This is a genomic window from Halorubrum tebenquichense DSM 14210, assembly GCF_000337415.1.
GTDB classification, from domain to species: domain Archaea; phylum Halobacteriota; class Halobacteria; order Halobacteriales; family Haloferacaceae; genus Halorubrum; species Halorubrum tebenquichense.
In genome coordinates this window covers 87469-105729 of sequence record NZ_AOJD01000077.1, presented here as the reverse complement: position 1 = coordinate 105729, position 18261 = coordinate 87469, and the positions used below count along the sequence as shown (strand labels likewise).

18 protein-coding genes and 2 pseudogenes are annotated in these 18261 nt (G+C 63.3%); 11 read left to right on the top strand and 9 right to left on the bottom strand.

Going from position 1 to position 18261, the window contains the following annotated elements; translation table 11 throughout:
* Nucleotides 1-102: 102 nt before the first annotated feature.
* Nucleotides 103-1077, bottom strand: coding sequence for a deoxyhypusine synthase (locus C472_RS14600; protein WP_049906728.1), 975 nt, complete (start codon nt 1075-1077; stop codon nt 103-105).
* 266 nt (nt 1078-1343) lie between these two features.
* Here C472_RS14600 and C472_RS14595 point away from each other — a divergent pair, with 266 nt between their 5' ends.
* The 3 genes and pseudogenes from C472_RS14595 to C472_RS14585 all read left to right on the top strand — a co-directional run bounded on the left by C472_RS14595 (nt 1344) and on the right by C472_RS14585 (nt 4563).
* On the top strand, nt 1344-2135 hold the full coding sequence (locus C472_RS14595) for a sulfite exporter TauE/SafE family protein (protein WP_006630620.1): 792 nt from the start codon (nt 1344-1346) through the stop codon (nt 2133-2135).
* Nucleotides 2136-2230: 95 nt separating this feature from the next.
* Nucleotides 2231-2860: a nitrous oxide reductase accessory protein NosL gene (locus tag C472_RS14590; protein ID WP_049906726.1), complete on the top strand. Its 630-nt coding sequence runs from the start codon at nt 2231-2233 to the stop codon at nt 2858-2860.
* 80 nt (nt 2861-2940) lie between these two features.
* Nucleotides 2941-4563: pseudogene (locus C472_RS14585) on the top strand (transposase).
* A 370-nt stretch (nt 4564-4933) separates the two neighbouring features.
* Here C472_RS14585 and C472_RS17865 read toward each other — a convergent pair.
* Nucleotides 4934-5071: pseudogene (locus tag C472_RS17865) on the bottom strand (SCO family protein); the annotation flags it as partial.
* Between the two features lie 42 nt (nt 5072-5113).
* On the opposite strand from C472_RS17865, the gene C472_RS16475 reads away from it, so the two are divergent.
* The 3 genes from C472_RS16475 (at nt 5114) to C472_RS14565 (ending at nt 7866) form a co-directional block, all read left to right on the top strand.
* Nucleotides 5114-6412, top strand: a complete 1299-nt coding sequence (locus C472_RS16475) for a DUF7405 family protein (protein WP_082238270.1) — start codon at nt 5114-5116, stop codon at nt 6410-6412.
* A 77-nt stretch (nt 6413-6489) separates the two neighbouring features.
* On the top strand, nt 6490-7566 hold the full coding sequence (locus C472_RS14570; RefSeq protein WP_049906722.1) for a DUF7350 domain-containing protein: 1077 nt from the start codon (nt 6490-6492) through the stop codon (nt 7564-7566).
* A gap of 84 nt (nt 7567-7650) precedes the next feature.
* Nucleotides 7651-7866, top strand: coding sequence for a hypothetical protein (locus C472_RS14565; protein WP_006630616.1), 216 nt, complete (start codon nt 7651-7653; stop codon nt 7864-7866).
* A gap of 53 nt (nt 7867-7919) precedes the next feature.
* On the opposite strand, the gene C472_RS14560 is transcribed toward C472_RS14565, so the two are convergent.
* Nucleotides 7920-8927 (bottom strand): arsenic resistance protein, encoded by a 1008-nt coding sequence (locus tag C472_RS14560; protein WP_006630615.1) that lies wholly within the window; start codon nt 8925-8927, stop codon nt 7920-7922.
* Nucleotides 8928-9094: 167 nt separating this feature from the next.
* On the opposite strand from C472_RS14560, the gene C472_RS14555 reads away from it, so the two are divergent.
* Nucleotides 9095-10246, top strand: a complete 1152-nt coding sequence (locus C472_RS14555) for a hypothetical protein (protein WP_006630614.1) — start codon at nt 9095-9097, stop codon at nt 10244-10246.
* An 8-nt stretch (nt 10247-10254) separates the two neighbouring features.
* Here the strand turns inward: C472_RS14555 and C472_RS14550 are convergent, their stop codons facing one another.
* Together C472_RS14550 and C472_RS14545 are read right to left on the bottom strand one after the other, a co-directional pair.
* Nucleotides 10255-11931 carry a heavy metal translocating P-type ATPase gene (locus tag C472_RS14550; protein WP_006630613.1) on the bottom strand — a complete coding sequence of 559 codons (1677 nt, stop codon included), beginning with the start codon at nt 11929-11931 and terminating at the stop codon, nt 10255-10257.
* Nucleotides 11928-12287, bottom strand: coding sequence for a winged helix-turn-helix transcriptional regulator (locus C472_RS14545; RefSeq protein WP_006630612.1), 360 nt, complete (start codon nt 12285-12287; stop codon nt 11928-11930). The genes C472_RS14550 and C472_RS14545 overlap by 4 nt, the downstream gene beginning before the upstream one ends.
* Before the next feature lie 216 nt (nt 12288-12503).
* Between C472_RS14545 and C472_RS14540 the strand changes: the two genes are divergently transcribed.
* Complete coding sequence (locus tag C472_RS14540; RefSeq protein ID WP_006630611.1) at nt 12504-13127, top strand: cysteine hydrolase family protein; 624 nt, start codon at nt 12504-12506, stop codon at nt 13125-13127.
* A gap of 73 nt (nt 13128-13200) precedes the next feature.
* The gene (locus tag C472_RS14535) at nt 13201-14748 is read left to right on the top strand and encodes a hypothetical protein (protein ID WP_006630610.1); all 1548 of its coding nucleotides are present in this window, start codon (nt 13201-13203) and stop codon (nt 14746-14748) included.
* A gap of 39 nt (nt 14749-14787) precedes the next feature.
* Here C472_RS14535 and C472_RS17860 read toward each other — a convergent pair whose 3' ends face one another.
* From C472_RS17860 to C472_RS14525, 3 genes are read right to left on the bottom strand one after another with little or no spacing between them, the layout of a single operon-like run.
* Nucleotides 14788-15018, bottom strand: coding sequence for a hypothetical protein (locus C472_RS17860; RefSeq protein WP_006630609.1), 231 nt, complete (start codon nt 15016-15018; stop codon nt 14788-14790).
* Between the two features lie 21 nt (nt 15019-15039).
* Nucleotides 15040-15708 carry a prenyltransferase gene (locus tag C472_RS14530; protein WP_006630608.1) on the bottom strand — a complete coding sequence of 223 codons (669 nt, stop codon included), beginning with the start codon at nt 15706-15708 and terminating at the stop codon, nt 15040-15042.
* Between the two features lie 3 nt (nt 15709-15711).
* On the bottom strand, nt 15712-16230 hold the full coding sequence (locus C472_RS14525) for a peroxiredoxin family protein (RefSeq protein WP_049906721.1): 519 nt from the start codon (nt 16228-16230) through the stop codon (nt 15712-15714).
* A 99-nt stretch (nt 16231-16329) separates the two neighbouring features.
* Between C472_RS14525 and C472_RS14520 the strand changes: the two genes are divergently transcribed.
* The gene (locus C472_RS14520; protein WP_006630606.1) at nt 16330-17088 is read left to right on the top strand and encodes a DUF547 domain-containing protein; all 759 of its coding nucleotides are present in this window, start codon (nt 16330-16332) and stop codon (nt 17086-17088) included.
* Nucleotides 17085-17315 carry a hypothetical protein gene (locus C472_RS14515; RefSeq protein ID WP_006630605.1) on the top strand — a complete coding sequence of 77 codons (231 nt, stop codon included), beginning with the start codon at nt 17085-17087 and terminating at the stop codon, nt 17313-17315. Before C472_RS14520 ends, C472_RS14515 begins: the two co-directional genes overlap by 4 nt.
* 18 nt (nt 17316-17333) lie before the next feature.
* On the opposite strand, the gene C472_RS14510 is transcribed toward C472_RS14515, so the two are convergent.
* A complete protein-coding gene (locus tag C472_RS14510) occupies nt 17334-18119 on the bottom strand; it encodes a TSUP family transporter (RefSeq protein ID WP_006630604.1) in 786 nt (261 codons plus the stop codon).
* Nucleotides 18120-18261 lie beyond the last annotated feature (142 nt).

Here is an 18261-nt window from a genome sequence, read left to right as displayed (position 1 = left end):
GTAGTTCGGGTCAACTGCGAGATTCACCCCCGAGAGGGTACTGTACCGGGAGTGTTACGGAGAATCGAGGAGAGGGCCTCGCGCTTCAGCGCGGGGAGGGTGTCAACGTTTGAATGCCTCCGCCACGAGCAGCGGGAAGACGAGCGTCGCCTCCGCTTCGACCTGTGTGTAGTTCGTCTGTTTCTCCTTGATTTTTCCCCAAGAGACCGCCTCGTTCGGCGGTGCACCCGATAACGATCCGTCGCCCTCCATCCCCGTCGAAATGTAGACGACGTAATCCGCTCCTCCGCGGAAGAGGTTCGTCATGATCGCGTGGTGTTTCGGCACGCCACCACCGACCGCGATGAGGCCCGTCGTGTCCGCCAACAACCCATCCTCAATGAGCGAGTCGTAGTCGTCCAGTATCTCGATACCGACGTCTGAGTCGTACCCCTGACGGTAGTAGTAGAGGAAGTTGCCGACTTCGGCGTCCGTCAGTGCCGGACAGTACACCGGCACGTCGTTGTCTGCCGCCTGCTTCAGGACCGAGTCCTCATCGTCGAGGGTTTCGCCTAACTCGCGTGCGAACGCCGTCGGCGTCCTGATCTTCTCTTCTGCGAAGAAGTCGTCGAAGAAGTCGTAGAGATACTCCTCCAGCCAGACGTACCGGTCGGAGGGGACGAAGAGATTGCCGAGCCGATTGATTCCGCGCTCACGGAGCGACGCCTCGTCTGCGTCCCATTTCCCCATCTTGAACGGCTTCGCCGTTTTGATCACGTCCTCGGTCAGCGATCCGGACGTCGTGATAAGTACGTCCACGTACCCCTCTCGAACGAGGTACGCGACGGTCTCGCGCAGCCCCGACGAGATGATGTTCGACGTGAACGTGAGGTAGACGGTGGCGTCCGCCTCCTGTATGCGTTCGGCGATGTCGATGGCCTCCGCGAGTTGCGTTGCCTGGAACCCCGTCGTCGCGTAGGCGTCGAGCATCTCGCCAAAATCAAATTCCCCACGGAAATCGTAGCCGCGAACGTTCGCCGTGTCGAGTTCCTCATCACTCCCAGGGACGACGTTCGTGTGAGAGCTATCTTCGTCCATACTACCGAATAGTCTGACAGCCGGCTTGAATAACTCGGAATCGGCCACCAGTCTCTCGGTACGTCCGAGTCGACCCGGCGTCAGGCCATCCGTATTGACCGGAACCGGGTCAAGAATTGTCTCTGTAACGGATTTCACAGACCTAACGCGCACAATCGCGGGCTCCACAGGGTGACAATTCTCGGATATCGTCGCGACACTCGACGAGGTCTGTTTGTCGAGGATCGCACCAGACGACACAAACCGGTCGGCGACTAACACCACCTATGATCGAATCGCTGTTCCGGATCGACGTCGCGCTGTTCGTTCTCATCGGCGTCCTCGGCGGCGCACACTGCATCGGGATGTGCGGTCCGCTCGTCACGATGTACTCGAAACAGATGACGCCGCAGCCGGACGGCGGAACCGCGACGGTCAACGACGGACGGGCCGGGCATCTCACGACCTACGAAGTTCGACAGCACTTCCTGTTCAACGTCGGCCGAGCGACGACGTACGCGATTCTCGGGGCGGGCTTCGGTGCGCTCGGGAGCGTCGTGTTCGTTACCGCCGACCAGCTGACGCCGGTCGCCGACCTCCTGCGCGGTACCGTCGGCCTCGCGGTGGGCGGATTCATCGTGGCGACGGGAGTTCGGTACGTTATCGGGGGGAGTGGCGGCGATATTCGCATACCGGGCGTCCAGCGCGTGACGTCGTGGCTCGCGGCGCGAGTTCACCGTCACGTGAACAGCCCGAGTATCGTCGGTCTCGGTGCCGTCCACGCGTTTCTCCCCTGTCCGATGCTGTATCCCGCGTACCTGTTCGCCTTCGCGAGCGGTTCCCCGACGACCGGCGGGATCGCTCTCGGTGCCCTCGGTGTCGGAACGATCCCGGCCGTCTTCCTCTACGGAACCGTCATCCAGTCTATCGACGTCGCCCACCGGCGTCGCGTCCATCGCCTGCTCGGTGTCGTGTTCGTCGTCTTAGGGTACGTCCTGTTCGCACACGGACTGATGGCGCTCGGCGTCCATCTCCCGCACCCGATGTTCCCCCACTACCAGCCGCTCGGCGGGATGTGACACTGACACGTTCTGCGGGTCGCTCGCTCTACTGGGGAGACGGCGTTCGACGGCCGCACCAGAATGGTATTCGGTACGTGGGCGAACGGTAACGTATGGATCTCGAGTTCAATCAGCGGTCAGTGTCGCGTCGACACGCTGTTCACGCGATCGGTCTAGGAGCTACGATGGGTCTCGCCGGTTGTCTCGGTAGCTCTGCCGAGTCGACTCCCGAACCGGTAGATCTGTCGGGACAAAAAACGGACTACCAAGGCGGAATGGTGATCGGAGACCACGGTGGACCGAACGGACAGATCTTCTACGCCGACACACAGCCGGAACCCAAACAGGGACCTGCCGAGGACGCTGAAGAGACAGCGTACCTCGCTTGGTTCCACACGCTCGCACACGGGCTCTTTCCGTATCACTTCGACATGGTGGATGACGGTGCGGAGGCGACCGCAATCTACGTTACGGACTACTCTCGCGTAAACTGGGAGATCCCTGAAGGAACTGAACGGAAGAAGATGCCAGCGCCGACCGCACCGGAGACCTTTGCGGATGCGACTGATCTCACCTACGCCGTCGAAACGGACGTGATGGGGGGAATGGGTCCGGACCTACTGCCGTTCTCTGACAGTGATGAAGCCGAAACGTTCGCGAATAATCACGGTGGGCGCACTCTCGGGTACGACGATATTGACAGATCACTCGTTGAGGGGATCCAAATGACTGGGATGAAGTAGGTCTGCCTCTTCACCCCGATCTCCACCTCAGCAATCCTATGAACGGTTTTGATAGCCAAGCTTGTGATGAGCATCCGCAAATGCGCTCTTTGTGCGAAGCGTACAAATTCGGGATCGCCATCCGGAACGAACTCGGAGGATCGGACCTCGTCACTGCGTTCGAGAGCCTCGACCACTCGATTGACGCGATCGAAGACGAGTATCCAGCGTGGCATCCTGCGCCACTCTCCTTTCGTGCGATGGTCTTTTCGTCTGTGTTCATGGAGATCACGGGCGATTCGTACGCCGAGTTCACTCGACGACTTACACGGCAACCAGAAGTAGCCAGTATTCTCGGCTTCAGCCGAGTGCCAGACGAATCAGCCTTCTCGCGGGCGTGGCGGAACCGGTTCAACGACACGACCCACGAATATGTCCACGCCACCGCCAACTTCGTTGTCAAAGAGGTCCACGATCGCAACATCCTAGCGCCCGAGGTTCGGCCAAAGGCAGAGATCGTCGACGATACTGAGGAATCCGCAGACTCAGTAGAAGACGAATCCTTCTCACAGGAGAAAATCGGCCAGATGACGCGCCTCGCACGCGACCACGCCTTCGGTCACTTCGACTCTGGCCGGGCCTCAAACGCCTCTTATGAGGACACACAATTCTTCGAGTTACAGACGTTCATGGGAATGGTCCGCTGTGGCACCGCCCAAGGAGCGACTCGCTTCCAGTATCGGCGGGGCAAAGAGTACGGTCCCCACGGAGATACCCACCTCTGAGCAGTCAAGCAGTTTGATCCCGAAGAGCTCGTGAATAGTTTTAACGAGACGATAGATCGCTTGCTTTCCGTGATCGCCTCTGAAGCATCGTTCCGGCGACCAGTCACTGCCGCGATCGACATCACCACCATTCCCTATTACGGAGAGGTCGAGGGAATGCCGATGGTCAGCGGGACAAAAGACAAAGACGGTCGAGCGTTCAAATTCGCCACACTCTCAATCATTGGACAGAATATCCCGCTCGTTCTCGCCGTTGAGCCGGTCCGAGAGAGCTCCGAGTGGGATGGAAACCCGTCGAATCAGATTCATCGTACTGTGCGACAGCTCGTTCGACGAGCGAAGGAGCATGTTCCAATCGAGACAGTGCTGTGTGATCGAGAGTTTGACTCGACACAAGTGTTCCAGACACTCTCAAACCTGGATGTGAACTACCTCATTCCGAAGCGGGTCTCCAGCTCCGAACGGGATGTACTCGAACAAATGGAGGAAGACGACCAAGAGGTGGCTGTTGAGTCAGCTTCTGTCCATGTGGAATCTGGATCGCATCCAATGCGGCTGCTGTACGTGCCGTCGACGAGTGGGGAGGGGACAGCCGTCTTCGCGACGAATCTCCAAGTGGGACCCGACGAGGCCGAGGCGTTCTGTAAACGGTACAGTCGCCGGTGGCAGATCGAGAGTGAGTACAAATCAATCAAAGGTGACTTTCTCGCCAAGACCTCCTCGAAAGACTACCGCGTTCGCCTGTTCTACTTCGTGTTCGCGGTCCTCCTGTACAATATCTGGCGGCTCACCGACTTCTTGCTGAAAGCGGACGTCGACGGCGAGATGGACTACGCACCCGTACTTACCGCAGGTGAGTGTGTTGAACTCGTTGCCTCGGNTGCTGAAAGCGGACGTCGACGGCGAGATGGACTACGCACCCGTACTTACCGCAGGTGAGTGTGTTGAACTCGTTGCCTCGGCGTTGATTCCACACGACTAACCGGCTGATCCCCCACTAAGCTCACCGTTTGGGAGTGGCAACCCTATTCAGGAGCGACAAAATTCACGCAATTTCGCCCGTTCGTCCGGTAGATACGGCCAGCAGGGATTTGATTGGTGATTGATCGATGAGATGCGCCACAAATAGATGCTAATTCGATCTGAAACTGGCCTATCCTCCGAAACTGTGGATTGGCACAACCTCGGAGGATGATTTTGATGCGTGCCTTCTATTCAGAACCGCTCAACATGAATCAATACTAGGTTCAGGCGTGTCTCCACTACTGAGGATCTCCGGCACGTTTCCAGACGTGAAGAGGCCGGCGCTTCATGCTGTGGCAACTCGTTCGACATCATTCACGAGCCGTTCAATGACCGTTTGTGTCCCTCTCGGGTACGCACGCTGGACGATCCCCTGCTTATTCGCGAGGAGAATTAACCCATAGTGCGGGAACTGGTACTCAACCACAATCTTACTTACTGTAGACCGCCAAGAGTTGCGAAACTGATGGACCCGCTTGACGACAATCTCCCCCGGCGGCAGGTTCTCAAAGCAGCAGTGGCGGCTGGGGGTGTAAGCGCACTGAGTGCCTGTTTGGATATGGCTAGCTCGGAACCGGTCCCGACCGGCGATCCGAACGCGAAACCCTCACGCCAACACGCTTGGCGGGAGTATATCCGCCACGATGAGCACGGGAACTCCCAACTCCCGAAGCACCAGATACTCCTATATATTATCTTCGATGAGGATGGGCAGCCGTCGGCTGACACTCGTTTAATACTTGAACAAGCACTGACGGGTCTCGATCGAGCCTACGAGTGGAGTCATAAGGGCCTACTTCACTCGATCGCGTACTCGCCGTCGTACTTCGAACGGTTCGATCAATCTCTTCCTGAGAACGTGGATCTCCCCCGACCAACGGCGCTCTCACCGTTCGAATCCCCTACGTTCGATACACAGGACGCAGTTATTCACCTCGCGAGCGACCGAGCCGACGTTGTGCTCGAAGCCGAGCAGGCTCTTCGAGGTGAGCAGGACCAAGTGAATGGCGTATCCGTCGAAGCCCGACTTACCGATGTCGCGACGATCGATTCGCGACGGACCGGGTTTGTCGGTGCTGGGCTTCCGGCACAGCACCAAGATGCGGCTGGTATCCCCGACTCGAATCCGGTTCCGGAAGCCTCGCCCCTGTTTATGGGATTTGAGGCCGGATTCAAGGGGAACCAAGCGACCGAGGACTATGTCACTATTCAAAACGGTCCATTCGCGGGCGCAACGACGAAAGTTATCGCCAACCTTCGTCAGCGACTTGACGACTGGTACGACGAGCAGTCCTTCGAGGAACGAGTAACGGAGATGTTCAGCCCTGGTCACGCCGACAAGGGTCTTGTCAAGGGTGTCGGATCGAACCTCGGCTCTGATAGCGGTATTGACCAGTTTATTGGCGATATCGAATCAGATGCGAAAGCGCACAACCGTGTTGGCCACGCGCAGAAGGCTGCCCGTGCGAACCGCGACGCAGACGGGAACGTGAAGCTCCTCCGCCGACACTTCGAGTCGACAGACGATATCGGGTCCGACCAGAAGGTAGCGAGCCTCCACTTTCCTTCGCTCCAGCGCCGTATCACCGACTTTGAGGACGTCCGTCGGGCGATGAACGGCACAGATCTCACCAAAGTGACGCCGGCAATCCGACAACGTGTCAACAACGGTATTCTCGAATATATTTTCGTCCGCCGTCGCGGGAACTTTCTCGTTCCGCCTCGTCGACATCGGGAGGTACCGACGCCACAACCTGAATCGTAGTCTTGGGCATTGAAAACCCCGAAACGATTCGACAACCGAACCACAATCGTCTTTCTGTACGGGTCTCAACATCAGATGTGAATCGACGTGCGTTTCTCCAGGCTGGTGGCGTTCTCACCGGATCAACCGCTCTCGCCGGCTGTACAGGACTGTTCGAAGTGCCGGCGACGGGGGAGCCGTCAGTCCCGGAGGATCGGCCAGATGCGATCTACGTCCCAAGTCACATTGAGGGAATGGAGATGTCCGGAACGGGCAAGCAGGGCGACTACGCGTTCGGGCTGATGTATAGCTACGCCCACCGCTTCTGGAACGTCAACGGCGACTCAGTTTCGAAGACCGAAATTCAGAACGGTGACGACGTTCACCTGATGGCGACTGTATGGGACCCCGAGACGATGACGGTGCTTCCGGAAACCGGACTCTCCGTCGAGATATACCGAGACGACTCGCTGGTGTCGCAAGAAGCTATTTATCCGATGCTCTCCCAGCCGATGGGATTTCACTACGGAGCGAACTTCGGACTGGATGGAGACGGGGAATACACAGTCCGTCTGAGCGTCGGCGCTCTCCCTACCCGCCGGTCGGGAGCATTCCAGGGGCGATTCTCCGAGCCAACGACCGTCGAAATCCCGTTTGAGTACAGCCAGCAGGCGAAAGAGGAAATCATGGTCAAGCAAATGGAAGACGAGTCCGGAACCCCTGGGGCTGTTGACCCGATGAAGATGGAAATGATGCCCAGTTCGACAGCGCCGGCCGAAGACGACCTCCCGGGCAGGGTCATCGGCTCCGGGATGAGCAACGACGCGAAGTTCGTTGTGACCGTCCTTGATACGCCGCCAGCTGGTATCGATGGTGACGGGCAGTACGTCGCCGTGTCCGCACGGTCCCGGTACAATCGAATGATTCTCCCTGCGATGGGACTGGAAGGAACGCTTTCGAGGGGAGGCGAGACAGTTTACGAGGGTGAATTCGTGCGGACGCTCGATCCGGATCTGAACTACCACTACGGCGCAGTTGTTACTGGTGTTGAGCCAGGCGACAAGCTCCTGTTACAAACAACCGTCCAGCCACAGACCGCGAGACACGAGGGATATGAGACGGCCTTTGGCGGCCTTATGGGTGGAATGGAGGATGTGACCATCACTGCCGAGTAGCGGGCAAAATGTACTCCTCAAACGCACTTGTGGTGTAGATCGTTGATGGGGATCCGTCTTACAATTCCTCGAAGTTCTGTTTTGATGGTCACGATGATCGAAGAAGTGTCGGACATCGGTCGGAAGACAGCGGACGAGAGCGACAGTGCTTCCGCCGCCGCTCAGCAGTGGAGGGTATCGATGTCACAGGTCAGAGACAACGTCGAATCCCTTAGCAGCCGGGCGAAGCGGTTGCGCGAACTACTCTCGATGTTCAATGTGAGTGAGTCCGATTCGACGAGTGTTGAGGCAGCCGTCTAACCGCTCGTCCCGGACTCCCGGAGAACATCATCTATCTGTAGCGCGCCGGGATGTCAGTCGTTTCGAATCGCGTCCCAGAAGGGAACGACGTCGGGTGGTTCGGGGACGAGCCGATCCGGGACAACTCGCGTGAGGACGACCATTCCGGTCAGCTCGACGAGCGTCTGCGTGACAACGACCGCCGGCGCGAGCTCGTACCCCGCAGGTAACGCGAGCGCAAGCGGCAGGATGACCAGTGAGTTCCGTGTGACAGAGGTGAACACCAGCGCTCGGCTCTCGCCGACGTCCATCCTGAAGAGTCCCGCCGCGAGCCGTCCGAGCAGCGGCATCACCACCAGAAAGGTGACATAGATCGGGACCACTGCGACGATCTGTCCGATCGAATCCTGAACGCGAGGAAGTTGGGAGGCGATGACGACGAACAGCGTCACCCCCATCATCGGAACCGGCAACCAACCCATTGCGCCCTGCCACCGTGCGGCTCGACTGGAGCGCTCCGCCACGTGTTGGGTGGCCCACGCGAACGTCAGCGGGAGTGCGATGATAACGACGAACGCCTCGACGAACGGCCCGGCCTCGATGAACTCGGCGACCTGCTGTCCCATGAACAGCCAGAGATACAGCGGGAGTAACAGGAGCTGAACGAGCATCAGCGCCGGCGTCGCGGCCGTGATCTGCTCGGAATCGCCACCTGCGAGTTCGGTGAACGTGATGACGTAGTCGATACACGGCGTCAACAACACCATGAATGCCCCCACGAGGATGACTGGTTCCTGCGGGAGAAATCGCGTGAGACCGAACACGACGATCGGGACAACCACGAAGTTCATCCCGAGCGCTGCGGCCATGAACCGGCCGTTTCGGAAGGCTCGCCGAATCCGGGCGAACGGGATTTCGAGGAATGTCACGTATAATAGCACCGCGAGGACGGGGTTGATGAGCGGTTCTAACACCGGACTCGCGCTCGGAGTCCCAAGCCCGACCCCAATCGCGAGGAGGACGGCAACAGCATAGATCGCGACTTGATTGTGCTGAATCCACTTTTTCGAGATTAATGTCATACGTGGGGAGAAAGAGATACGGTTGCGTCCACTCTGACTCGGAGAAGAAAGACCCTGTTGAAATCGGCGGGAGAATCCTATTTGACCTGTAGACGGACCGAGAGCCGTGTCGATCGGAGTGACGACATTCGTAACGGGAAAGTGTATGGAGATAGCATCTCCGTAGTATGAACCGTCACGTGCTCCGACTCGCTGTGTTCGGGGCGTTTCTCACCCAAGTTCCACTCGTCTCCGCACACGGCGAGAGCTCCTCGCCGTTCTTGACCGAGGGGAGCGCGATCGTGATCGCACTCGGTGGCATCCTTATCACCGGTCTCGCCGTCGCCGGGAAGCGATCCGAGCGGATATCCCCCAGATCGGCGCTTTACACGGCGCTGTTCGGCATCTCCGTTGCGACGCTCGGCGTGATCCTGTTCGAGGGGGTGACTCCGGATCCGGCGTACACGGCAAGTTCGATGCCGTTCCCCCGATCGTGGTATGTCCCCCTCTCGCTCGGTGTCGGACTCTCAGTGACGCTGTTCAGTTTCGTCGCCGGCTGGCTCCGATGGCCGACCCGCCCGCGGTACACGTTCCTCGGAATGTTTGTCGGACTCTGGATCGCCTACCCGAGTCTGATCCCGGGCACCGCGAGCGACACCCACCCGGTCGGCTACGCGCTCGTCGTGAGTCTCCCCGTCCTCATCGGATACATCGTCTGGACGGACGCTCGACACGCGATCGCCGCGGCCGTTCGAGACACGGTCGCGCGTCGCTTTGCGCTCGGCATTACGATCGTCACGGCGCTGTTCTTCGTTTCTGCATCGAACTACCTCTCGTTTTTCCCGGATGAGGACGTACCGCCGGAGACCGTCGTCGATGTCCTTTCGGTCGTCTATCCGCTCGTGACGTGGCAAACGCTGGAAGTGTACCTCCCGGATGTCCCCGTGTTCGCGGCCATGTCGATCGGCGTCGCCATCCTCGTCGGTACCGTGAGTCTACTGGTCGGGTTGAACGCGCTGCTGATCGGATTTCAGTGGCGAAGCTGGGGCGTCGCAGAGGGAGCGACGGTACAGGGAACCGCGGGACCGACCGCAGTCATCGGTGCGTGTGCGTGCGGATGCTGTGGGCCGCTCGTGGCGAAAGTGGCGATCCTCGCCGCGGGACCGTCGGTCGCCGCACCGCTATACTGGCTCTTCGTTGACCCGTCATCGCCGTTCGCGTCAGCGTTCCTCGTCGGCGGAATCGTGCTGTTCACCGGAAGTCTCGTCTACGCGACGAACGCGGTACAGGCCGGTAGCAGTACGCGACCGACCGTCTCCGGTGAGTCCGACCCGGCATAGCCAACCAATTACTCCCCGAAGAGGTCTCGCGACGAGTTCACGGCGAGGAGCCCGCCGCAGATAGCGACCGCGATCGCCGCGGTCACGGGGTTGAACAGACCGACGAGTGCGACGGGGATCGCGATCGCGTTGTACGCGAAGGCGAGTCCGACGTTCTGCCGGACGCGACGCCGCGCCGCCCGCGCGAGTTCGAACGTGGTCTCGACGAGCGAGAGGTCGTCGTCGACGATCGCGATGTCGGCGGCGTCCGCGGCAAGTGCCGTCCCGCTTCCCAACGAGATCCCGAGATCGGCCTGTGCGAGGGCAGGCGCGTCGTTGGTGCCGTCACCGACCATCGCGACGCGCCGATCGCGCTGGAATCGGCGGATAGCCTCCGTCTTCCCCTCGGGCGGCACGTCCGCGAACACGTATGAGACCGCGTCCTGTTCCGCGAAGAAGTCCGTCGCCTCCTCGTCGTCGCCCGTGAGAACGGCGACCTCGATTCCGCGCTCGTGGAGGGCGGTGACCGTGTCCAGCCATCCCTGCCGGGGATTGTCGCCGACCACGACGATCCCGTCCGCTCGTCCGTCGCGGCCGATCACGACCGGGAGCCGGCCGAACCCACGGGCTTCACGTGCTTTTTCCTGGATCTCGGACGTGACCGTCCAGCCTCGTTCGGCGAACAGATCGAGGTTTCCGACGAGCACGTCGCGGCCGTCGACGGTTCCGGAGACGCCCGTCGCGTGCGTCCGGAAGTCGCGCACGTCGCGGCCGGCAGGCGTCGTTCCGGTGTCGTCGATACGACCACCGTCGGTTTGAGCCGCCTCCGCGTCGTCAGCCTTCGACTTGACCGCAGAGACGATCGCGACCGCAGCCGGATGTGCGGCGCGCCGTTCGAGCGCGGCCGCATCGGCGAGCGCCTCGTCCGATGCGTCGACGTCGACGACCTCCATCTCGCCCGTCGTGAGCGTCCCGGTCTTGTCGAACACGACCACGTCGATATCGCGGAGCCGCTCGAAGATCGTGTCGTCGAGCACGACGATGCCGCGCTTCATCGCGTCGCGGATACTCGTGGCGACCGAAAGCGGCGTCGCGAGTCCGAGCGCCCAGGGGCTAGCGACGAGCAGCGCGAGCAGCACGCCCATAGCGCCCGCAGACAGCGGTCTCCCGGCGGCGACGGTCCAGACGCCGACCGCGGCCGCGACGGCGGCGACGAGGCCGACGATGCGATACGCGAGTTCGTCGGCGCGGCGCTGGATCCCGTGATCGGCGCTCTGGATCGACCACAGGGAGTCGGTGATGCGGTCGACGCTGCTCGTCACCGGGTCGCCGACCTCGACGATCGCCGCGCCGTCAGTGACGACCGCGCCGCCGACGATCTCGTCGCCCGTTCGCTTCGCGACGGGGAGCGCCTCGCCGGTGACGACCGCCTCCTTGACGCTACAGTCGTCGCCGACCAGCGTCCCGTCGACCGGAATGCGTTCGCCCTCGCGGACGAGGATCCGATCGCCGGGAGCCAGCGAATCGACCGACACCTCCGTCGCGTCGTCGGCCGGCTCGACGACCAGAACATCGTCATCCGGATCGCCGAAGTAGTCGTCTCCGAACGTCGGGTCATCGATGCTTGGGATCGCGTCCTTCGGGAGGACGGAGACGACGTTCGCGGGCGACTCGCTCGGATCGTCCGAGTCGAGCGAATCGCTCACTGGTCGTCGGGAGCCGTGAGGTGTTCTTTACCCCAGTCGCGCATGGCAACGATCACAGGCTCTAACGACCGCCCGCGGTCCGTCAACGAGTACTCCACGCGGAACGGTTTTTCGCTGACGATCGTCCGATCGACGAAACCGTGTTCCTCTAAGTCTTCGAGGACATCGGACTGCACCTTCGCCGAGATCCCGTCGACGTCCTCTTTGAGCGCGTTGAACCCTAGGGGACCATTTTCGAGGAGGCGGTGGATAACGACCGGATGCCACTTCTTGCCGATCAGCGTCGCCGTCGTCGTGATCGGACACCACTCGCTGCCGGCACACCATACCTCCAGCAGCTCCGAGTCCGTACTCATATACGTTCTACGGCCGCCACAAAAATAAAGATACGTTTAGTAAGTAGGTGAGGAGACGAAACCGACTATCGTATCGAAAGGCCGTGTCGATCCGGTCGCTCACATCTCCGAGAGTTTCGTCCGCCACTCTGGGACTCACCGGTCGGTAACTCGGTTACCATCAGGTTCGCGCGGGCTTATCAGTTACCCACCCGTACCGAGTTACTGAAGGTAACCATGAGCGAACTCGAAATAGACGCCGACAGCACGGCCCTACTGGTCACCGACCCGCAGATCGACTTTCTGAAGCCCGAGAGCGTGGTGTGGGACAAGGTGGGCGAGACCGTCGAGGAGAACGCCGTCGTCGACAAGATCCGACGCCTCCGCGACGCCGCCCGGGAGGGCGACGTGCCCGTCTTCTACTCCCCGCACGAGTACGGCGACGCGGAGTACGAGAGCTGGGAGCACCTGAACACGATCGACCAGATCATGTTCGACACGCGGATGTTCGACGTCGCCGGCGACGGTGCCGACTTCGTCCCGGAACTCGAACCGGATGACAACACGGTCGTCCTCTCGCCGCACAAGCAGCTCTCCGGCTTCTGGAGCAACGACGTCCAGATCCAGCTCCGCCAGCGCGGGATCGACACGCTCGTGCTCGCCGGGATGAGCGCGAACCTCTGCGTCGAGTCGCACCTACGCGACGCCGTCGAGAACGGTTTCGAGGTGCTGACCGTGACCGACGCCACGGCGGCCGCCGGCGAGGAGGCCCTTCAGGCCGCGCTCACGAACTACGGGTTCATCGCCCACGAGACCGCTGAAACGGACGATGTCGTCGAGCGGCTGGCGGCTGCGGAATAAAATCTGCGACGGGATGTAGCGGCCGAGCCACACGACCGGTGTACTTCTTTAAGAACCAATAATAAGTAGGCATATGGACAAACCGTCACCGAGCGATCGTCTCGCGTTCAAGCCGGCAGGCGTCGTGATCGCGGTTGTCGCCTTCCTGCTGACACGCGGAACGGTCGCCGACCTGTTGGTGACGGACACGGGACTGGCGATGGAGGCGAGCGCGATGTTCGTTCTGGTGGTGGGGTTCGGTGTCGTCCTGTACGGCGTCAACCTCGCGGTCAGCGCTCGGGACCGTGCGTACGCCCGGAGCATCCTCGGGTGGTTCGTCGCCGGCGCCGCGGCGGTCGGGGTCGCGATCGGACCGTTGGCGATGACATCGTCACCGGGTGACGCCACCGCGGCGGCGGCCGCCGTCGGGATCGTGGGCGGCGGCGCGGGACTGCTCGTCGGAATCAGGGGGGCGGAGGCGGACCGCCGGCAGGCCGTCGTGGACCGCCAGATCGAGCAGGCGCGGCTCCTCAACCGGATCCTCAGACACGAGGTCCGGAACTCCGTCACGATTCTCCAAGGGCACACGGATCTCCTGTTCGAAGGCCAAACGCAAACCCAAGACCGAAGCAAGACGGCGATTACCGACGCGATCGCTCGGATCGACCGGGCGGTCGACGAGACGCGATTCCTCACCGTTGGGACCGTCGACGGCGGCAGCACGCTCGGTCCGGTGCGGATCGACGAGGCAATACGGCGACACGCGGAACGGACCGGCCGCGTCGAGTCGATGGAGTCGGTCCCGTCGGCGACCGTCAGGGCCGACCGATACCTGGATCGGCTGCTCGACGAGCTCGCGGCGCTCCCCGACTGGGCGGACGCGGATGCCAATCCCCTCGCGGTCGACGTCCGGGACCGACACGTGGCGCTGTCCGTCACCGCCCCCGGAGCGTGGCTCAGCGACCGCGAACAGGACGTGCTCGTCGAGGGAATTCCCGAACAGGAGCGGAACGACGTGGACTACGGCGTCCCGGTCCTGCGGCTCCTCGTAGCCAGATACGGCGGCGAGGTGGTCGTCGACGCGACCGACGAGGAAACGACGGTCCGGGTGTTGCTCCCGCGGAGCAGTCGGAACGCGGCGAGCGGGGACGCCCCGGGGCTCGCGAGCGGGACGCTGTGGCGGACGCTCGGTATCGGGCTGGCGGCCGGCGTCGCGATGGGGGTCTTCTTCCAGGCGACGACCGGAACGCTACCTGTGATCGGCGCGCTGTACGGGGCTTCCGTCTCGTCGGTCGGATGGGTCGCGCACCTGTTCCACAGCGCCGTGTTCGCGACGGTGTTGACCGTCGCCCGGTCGGAGGCACCGGACGGTTTCCTTGGCAACTCCGTCGGCGCTACCGTCGCCGCGGGGGTCGCCTACGGGCTCTTCCTGTGGTTCGTCATGGCCGGCGTTGTCATGAGCCTCTGGCTGAACGCCGTTGGGATCGCGACGCCGCTCCCGAACCTGAACGCGGCCTCGCTCGTCGGTCACCTCCTGTGGGGTGGACTCGTCGGCGCGCTCTCGGCGACGCTCCCGTCGCTCCCCGACCGGCAGGCCGTTCGGAACCGGCTGTCGACCGCGGTCGGTCGAAAACTCCCCTGAGTCGTCGAGCAAGTGGACGTTCGGCCGACGACGGCCGAGTCAGCCGACGAGTCCGGCGGCGACCGCGCCCCACGCGACCGTCGTCGTCGCGGCGACGACCACCATCGTCGCGACCGCGGGCAGCGGCTCCTCCCGCCGCGTGAACCGCCGGTACCCGGGAACTAGACCGACCATCGGAACGAGCGTTCCGACCACAACGACCGACGGAAGCACGCGACCGACGAGCGCGACGACTGACCCCGCGGCGGCGAGGCTCGCGAGCCCGTACACCGCTCGAAGTCGACGGGGCGATCACCGCGTCGCGAGCGTCTGCTTCCCGACCGCGGCGTCCGCCCGGCGGTCCGGCCACTGCGTCTCTAGGAGGTTCACGAACACAACGAGCGCGAACGGAGCGGTCGCGAGTACGGCGTCGAGTGTCAGTTCACCGGTGACGACCGCGAACCCGTACAGCGGCAGTGCGATCCCGCCGAGCGCGGCGTTCGTCACCTCCCCGAGCCCGCGCCACGCGAGCCGGAGCGGCCCGACCGAGTACTGCCAGCCGACGAGGAGGATTCCGCCGAGCAGGACGGCGTGAACTGCCGACAGCGGTCGTCGGCCGAGCGGACCCGCGGCCCAGGCGAGCAGTAGCAGACCGATCGCGGCGGACCCGACCGCGGCACGCAGCGCGAGGCGACGCGGGAGACCGGTCTCGGCGAGCGCGCCGCTCCCGCCGGAGAAGGGCGTGCGGTCCGTGAGCGCGTCGGTCTCGGCGTCCGCGTACTCATTCGCGTAGTGGACGCTCGCGGCGACCGGGACGAGCACGGCCAGACCGATACCCACGTCCGCGGGGTCGACCGTCGCGCCGCGGCCGAGCGCTATCGCGACGCCGAGGGCGTACACGAGCGCGATCAGCGCGATCTGTGCGGGACGAGACATCCGCCAGAGCGCGACGAGGACGGTGCGGCGGTCGGACTCGCTCATCCGTCAGTCGGCGCGCAGCGCCCGGACCTCATCGAGCAGGTCGTCGACCTCCGGGCGGTCGGCGGGCATCCGTCCCTCGTACGTGTACGCGACGACCGGCTCGCCGGACCGGACGCCGAGGACCATCGCGACCGGCATCCGCCCGACGAGGTCGTGGAGCGAGCCGAGGACGCCGAACCGCACCGGCTGGCCGTAGGCGTCGCTCACGTCGGTGTTCGGGTCCGCGAGCAGCGCGAACGGGAGGTCGTAGGAGTCCTGCCACTCGGCGGCCCGCTCCACAGGCTCCGGAAGGATCGAGACGACCGACGCGTTCAGCGCCTCGAACTCGTCGTACCGGTCGGCGATCGCCTCTACCTGTTTCCGGCAGTTCCCGCAGTGGTAGTCTCGCTGGAACAGCAGGACGATGGCGTCGAGGTCCGGGTCGGCGGCGGCCGCGGACAGCGAGAACGGGTCGGGGCCGGCGCCGGCGTTCGGCAGTTCGAAGTCGGGAACCGGTTCGGAGGAGGCGGCCGTGTTGGTCATACCGTACACACGCGGTCCCGCGGCATAACGCTCGGTCGGTCTGCCGCGTGCCGCGCCCAACCGCAGCGGCTTTTCGCTCCCCGCCCGAGAGATCCGACTATGACAGCGTCCGAGTCGACGCCGGCCCCCGGTCCGCCGTCGGAGATCGATTCCGCCCCCGTCGAGACTTCGCAGCGGTTCCTCCGCGCGGTCCGTGCCGGCTCGGAACACGATCCAGCGCGCGAGGACGCGCGCACTCGTCTCGCCTATCTCTCGGAGAGCGACTTGGACGCCCTCGGTCCGGACGAGCGGCTCGCCTTCTGGCTGAACGCGTACAACGCTGCGACGGGCGACGCGCTACTGTCGGAACCGGACCGGTTCGAGAGCCGTCGCCGGTTCTTTTCGGAGCTGATCGTCACCGTGGCCGGCGAGGACCTGAGTCTCGATGCGATCGAACACGGGATCCTCCGCGGCTCGCAGTGGAAGTACGGACTCGGATACGTCCCGAACCCCCTCGCCTCGAGTTTCGTTCGGCGTCACCGGGTCGCTGAGCCGGACTTCCGGATCCACTTCGCGCTCAACTGCGGCGCCGCCTCCTGTCCGGCGGTCGCCGCCTACGACGCCGAGATGATCGACGCGGACCTCGACGCGGCGACCGAGAACTATCTCCGGAGCGAGACCGTCGTCGAGGAGGGGACCGCGTACGTGCCGCGGCTCCTGCTCTGGTACCGGGGCGACTTCGGTGGCGGGAGCGGAATACGACGCGTCCTGCGCGAGTACGACGTCGTCGACCCCGACGCCGTGTCGCGGGTCCGGTACCGAGAGTACGACTGGTCGCTCGCGCTCGACGCGTTCCGCGACGGCGGGGAAGGTCAATGAGCGACGACGGGCTGCTGGGCTCGTTGTCGGTGGTCGGGCTCTTGAGCCTCTGTTGTATCGGCGTCGGCGGGATCGCGGGCGGTGCGGTCCTCGCCGGCGGCGGCGCCTCCGCGACCGTCCTCACCACGGGCGCGTCGAGCGCTCGCGGCGCGCTGATCTCAGGGGGCGTCACGTTCGCGACGGTGTTCGTCGCGGCCGCCGTGATTCGGTGGCGGCTGAATCGGTGAGTCGGGTGGAGGAGACGGTTAGAGGACCCCGGCGCCGCCGAGCACGAGCCTCACGCCGATAACCGTCAGTAGCCCGAGGACGACGCCGCGTCGGAGCCGTTCGCTCACCCGATCGCGGAGCCGCTTCCCGACAGCCACGCCCCCGACCGCCGGGACGGCCGCGGCGACGGACGCGAGGGCGAACGCCATGTCCGGGTAGAAGCCGAGCGCGCCGGCGGCGACGACCCGGAGGCCGTTGATCCCGACGAACACCAGCGCCACGACTCCGACGAACAGCCCATGCGAGAGGTCGAAGCTCCGGACGTACGCGACGAGCTGGACGCCGACGTTCGTCGCCCCGAAGAGGACGCCGGAGACGACGCCGACGACGGCCATGACGAGCGGCGTTTCGGCGGTCCCGCGATTGCTCACGCTCGACAGGTTCGGGAGCGGCACCGCACGCTGAGCGGCCGCCACGAAGCCGAGCGAGACGAGTCCGAGCAGCACGCGCACCGGGGCCTCGGGGAGTCGGTCGAGCAGGGCCATCCCCGCGACGGTGCCGACAAGCGCGGCGACGAGCAGCGGCGCGAACCGGGTCCCGCACGTGCGGAGCTCCTTGCGGGTGAGATCGCCGACGAGCGCGAGGTTCACGGCGAACATCGGAATGATCATGAACGCGACGGCGGTCGCTGGGTCTAGCGTCGCCGCGAGTACCATCGTCCCGACGACGGCGAATCCGAACCCGGCGACGCCGTTGACGGCGCCCGCGACTGCGACCACAACGACGATCGTCGCGACCAGACCAGCAGAGAGCGCGAGCGTCATACCGGCGGGACGGGAGGACCGTTAATAAATCACCGCAAGGCGTGCGGTACGGGGACACGAACGACGGGAGCCGTCGACGCTGGTACCGAGACGGTGATCCGTTCTCGATGTGTGTAATGTGTTCGCACGATCGGGCGAGGTT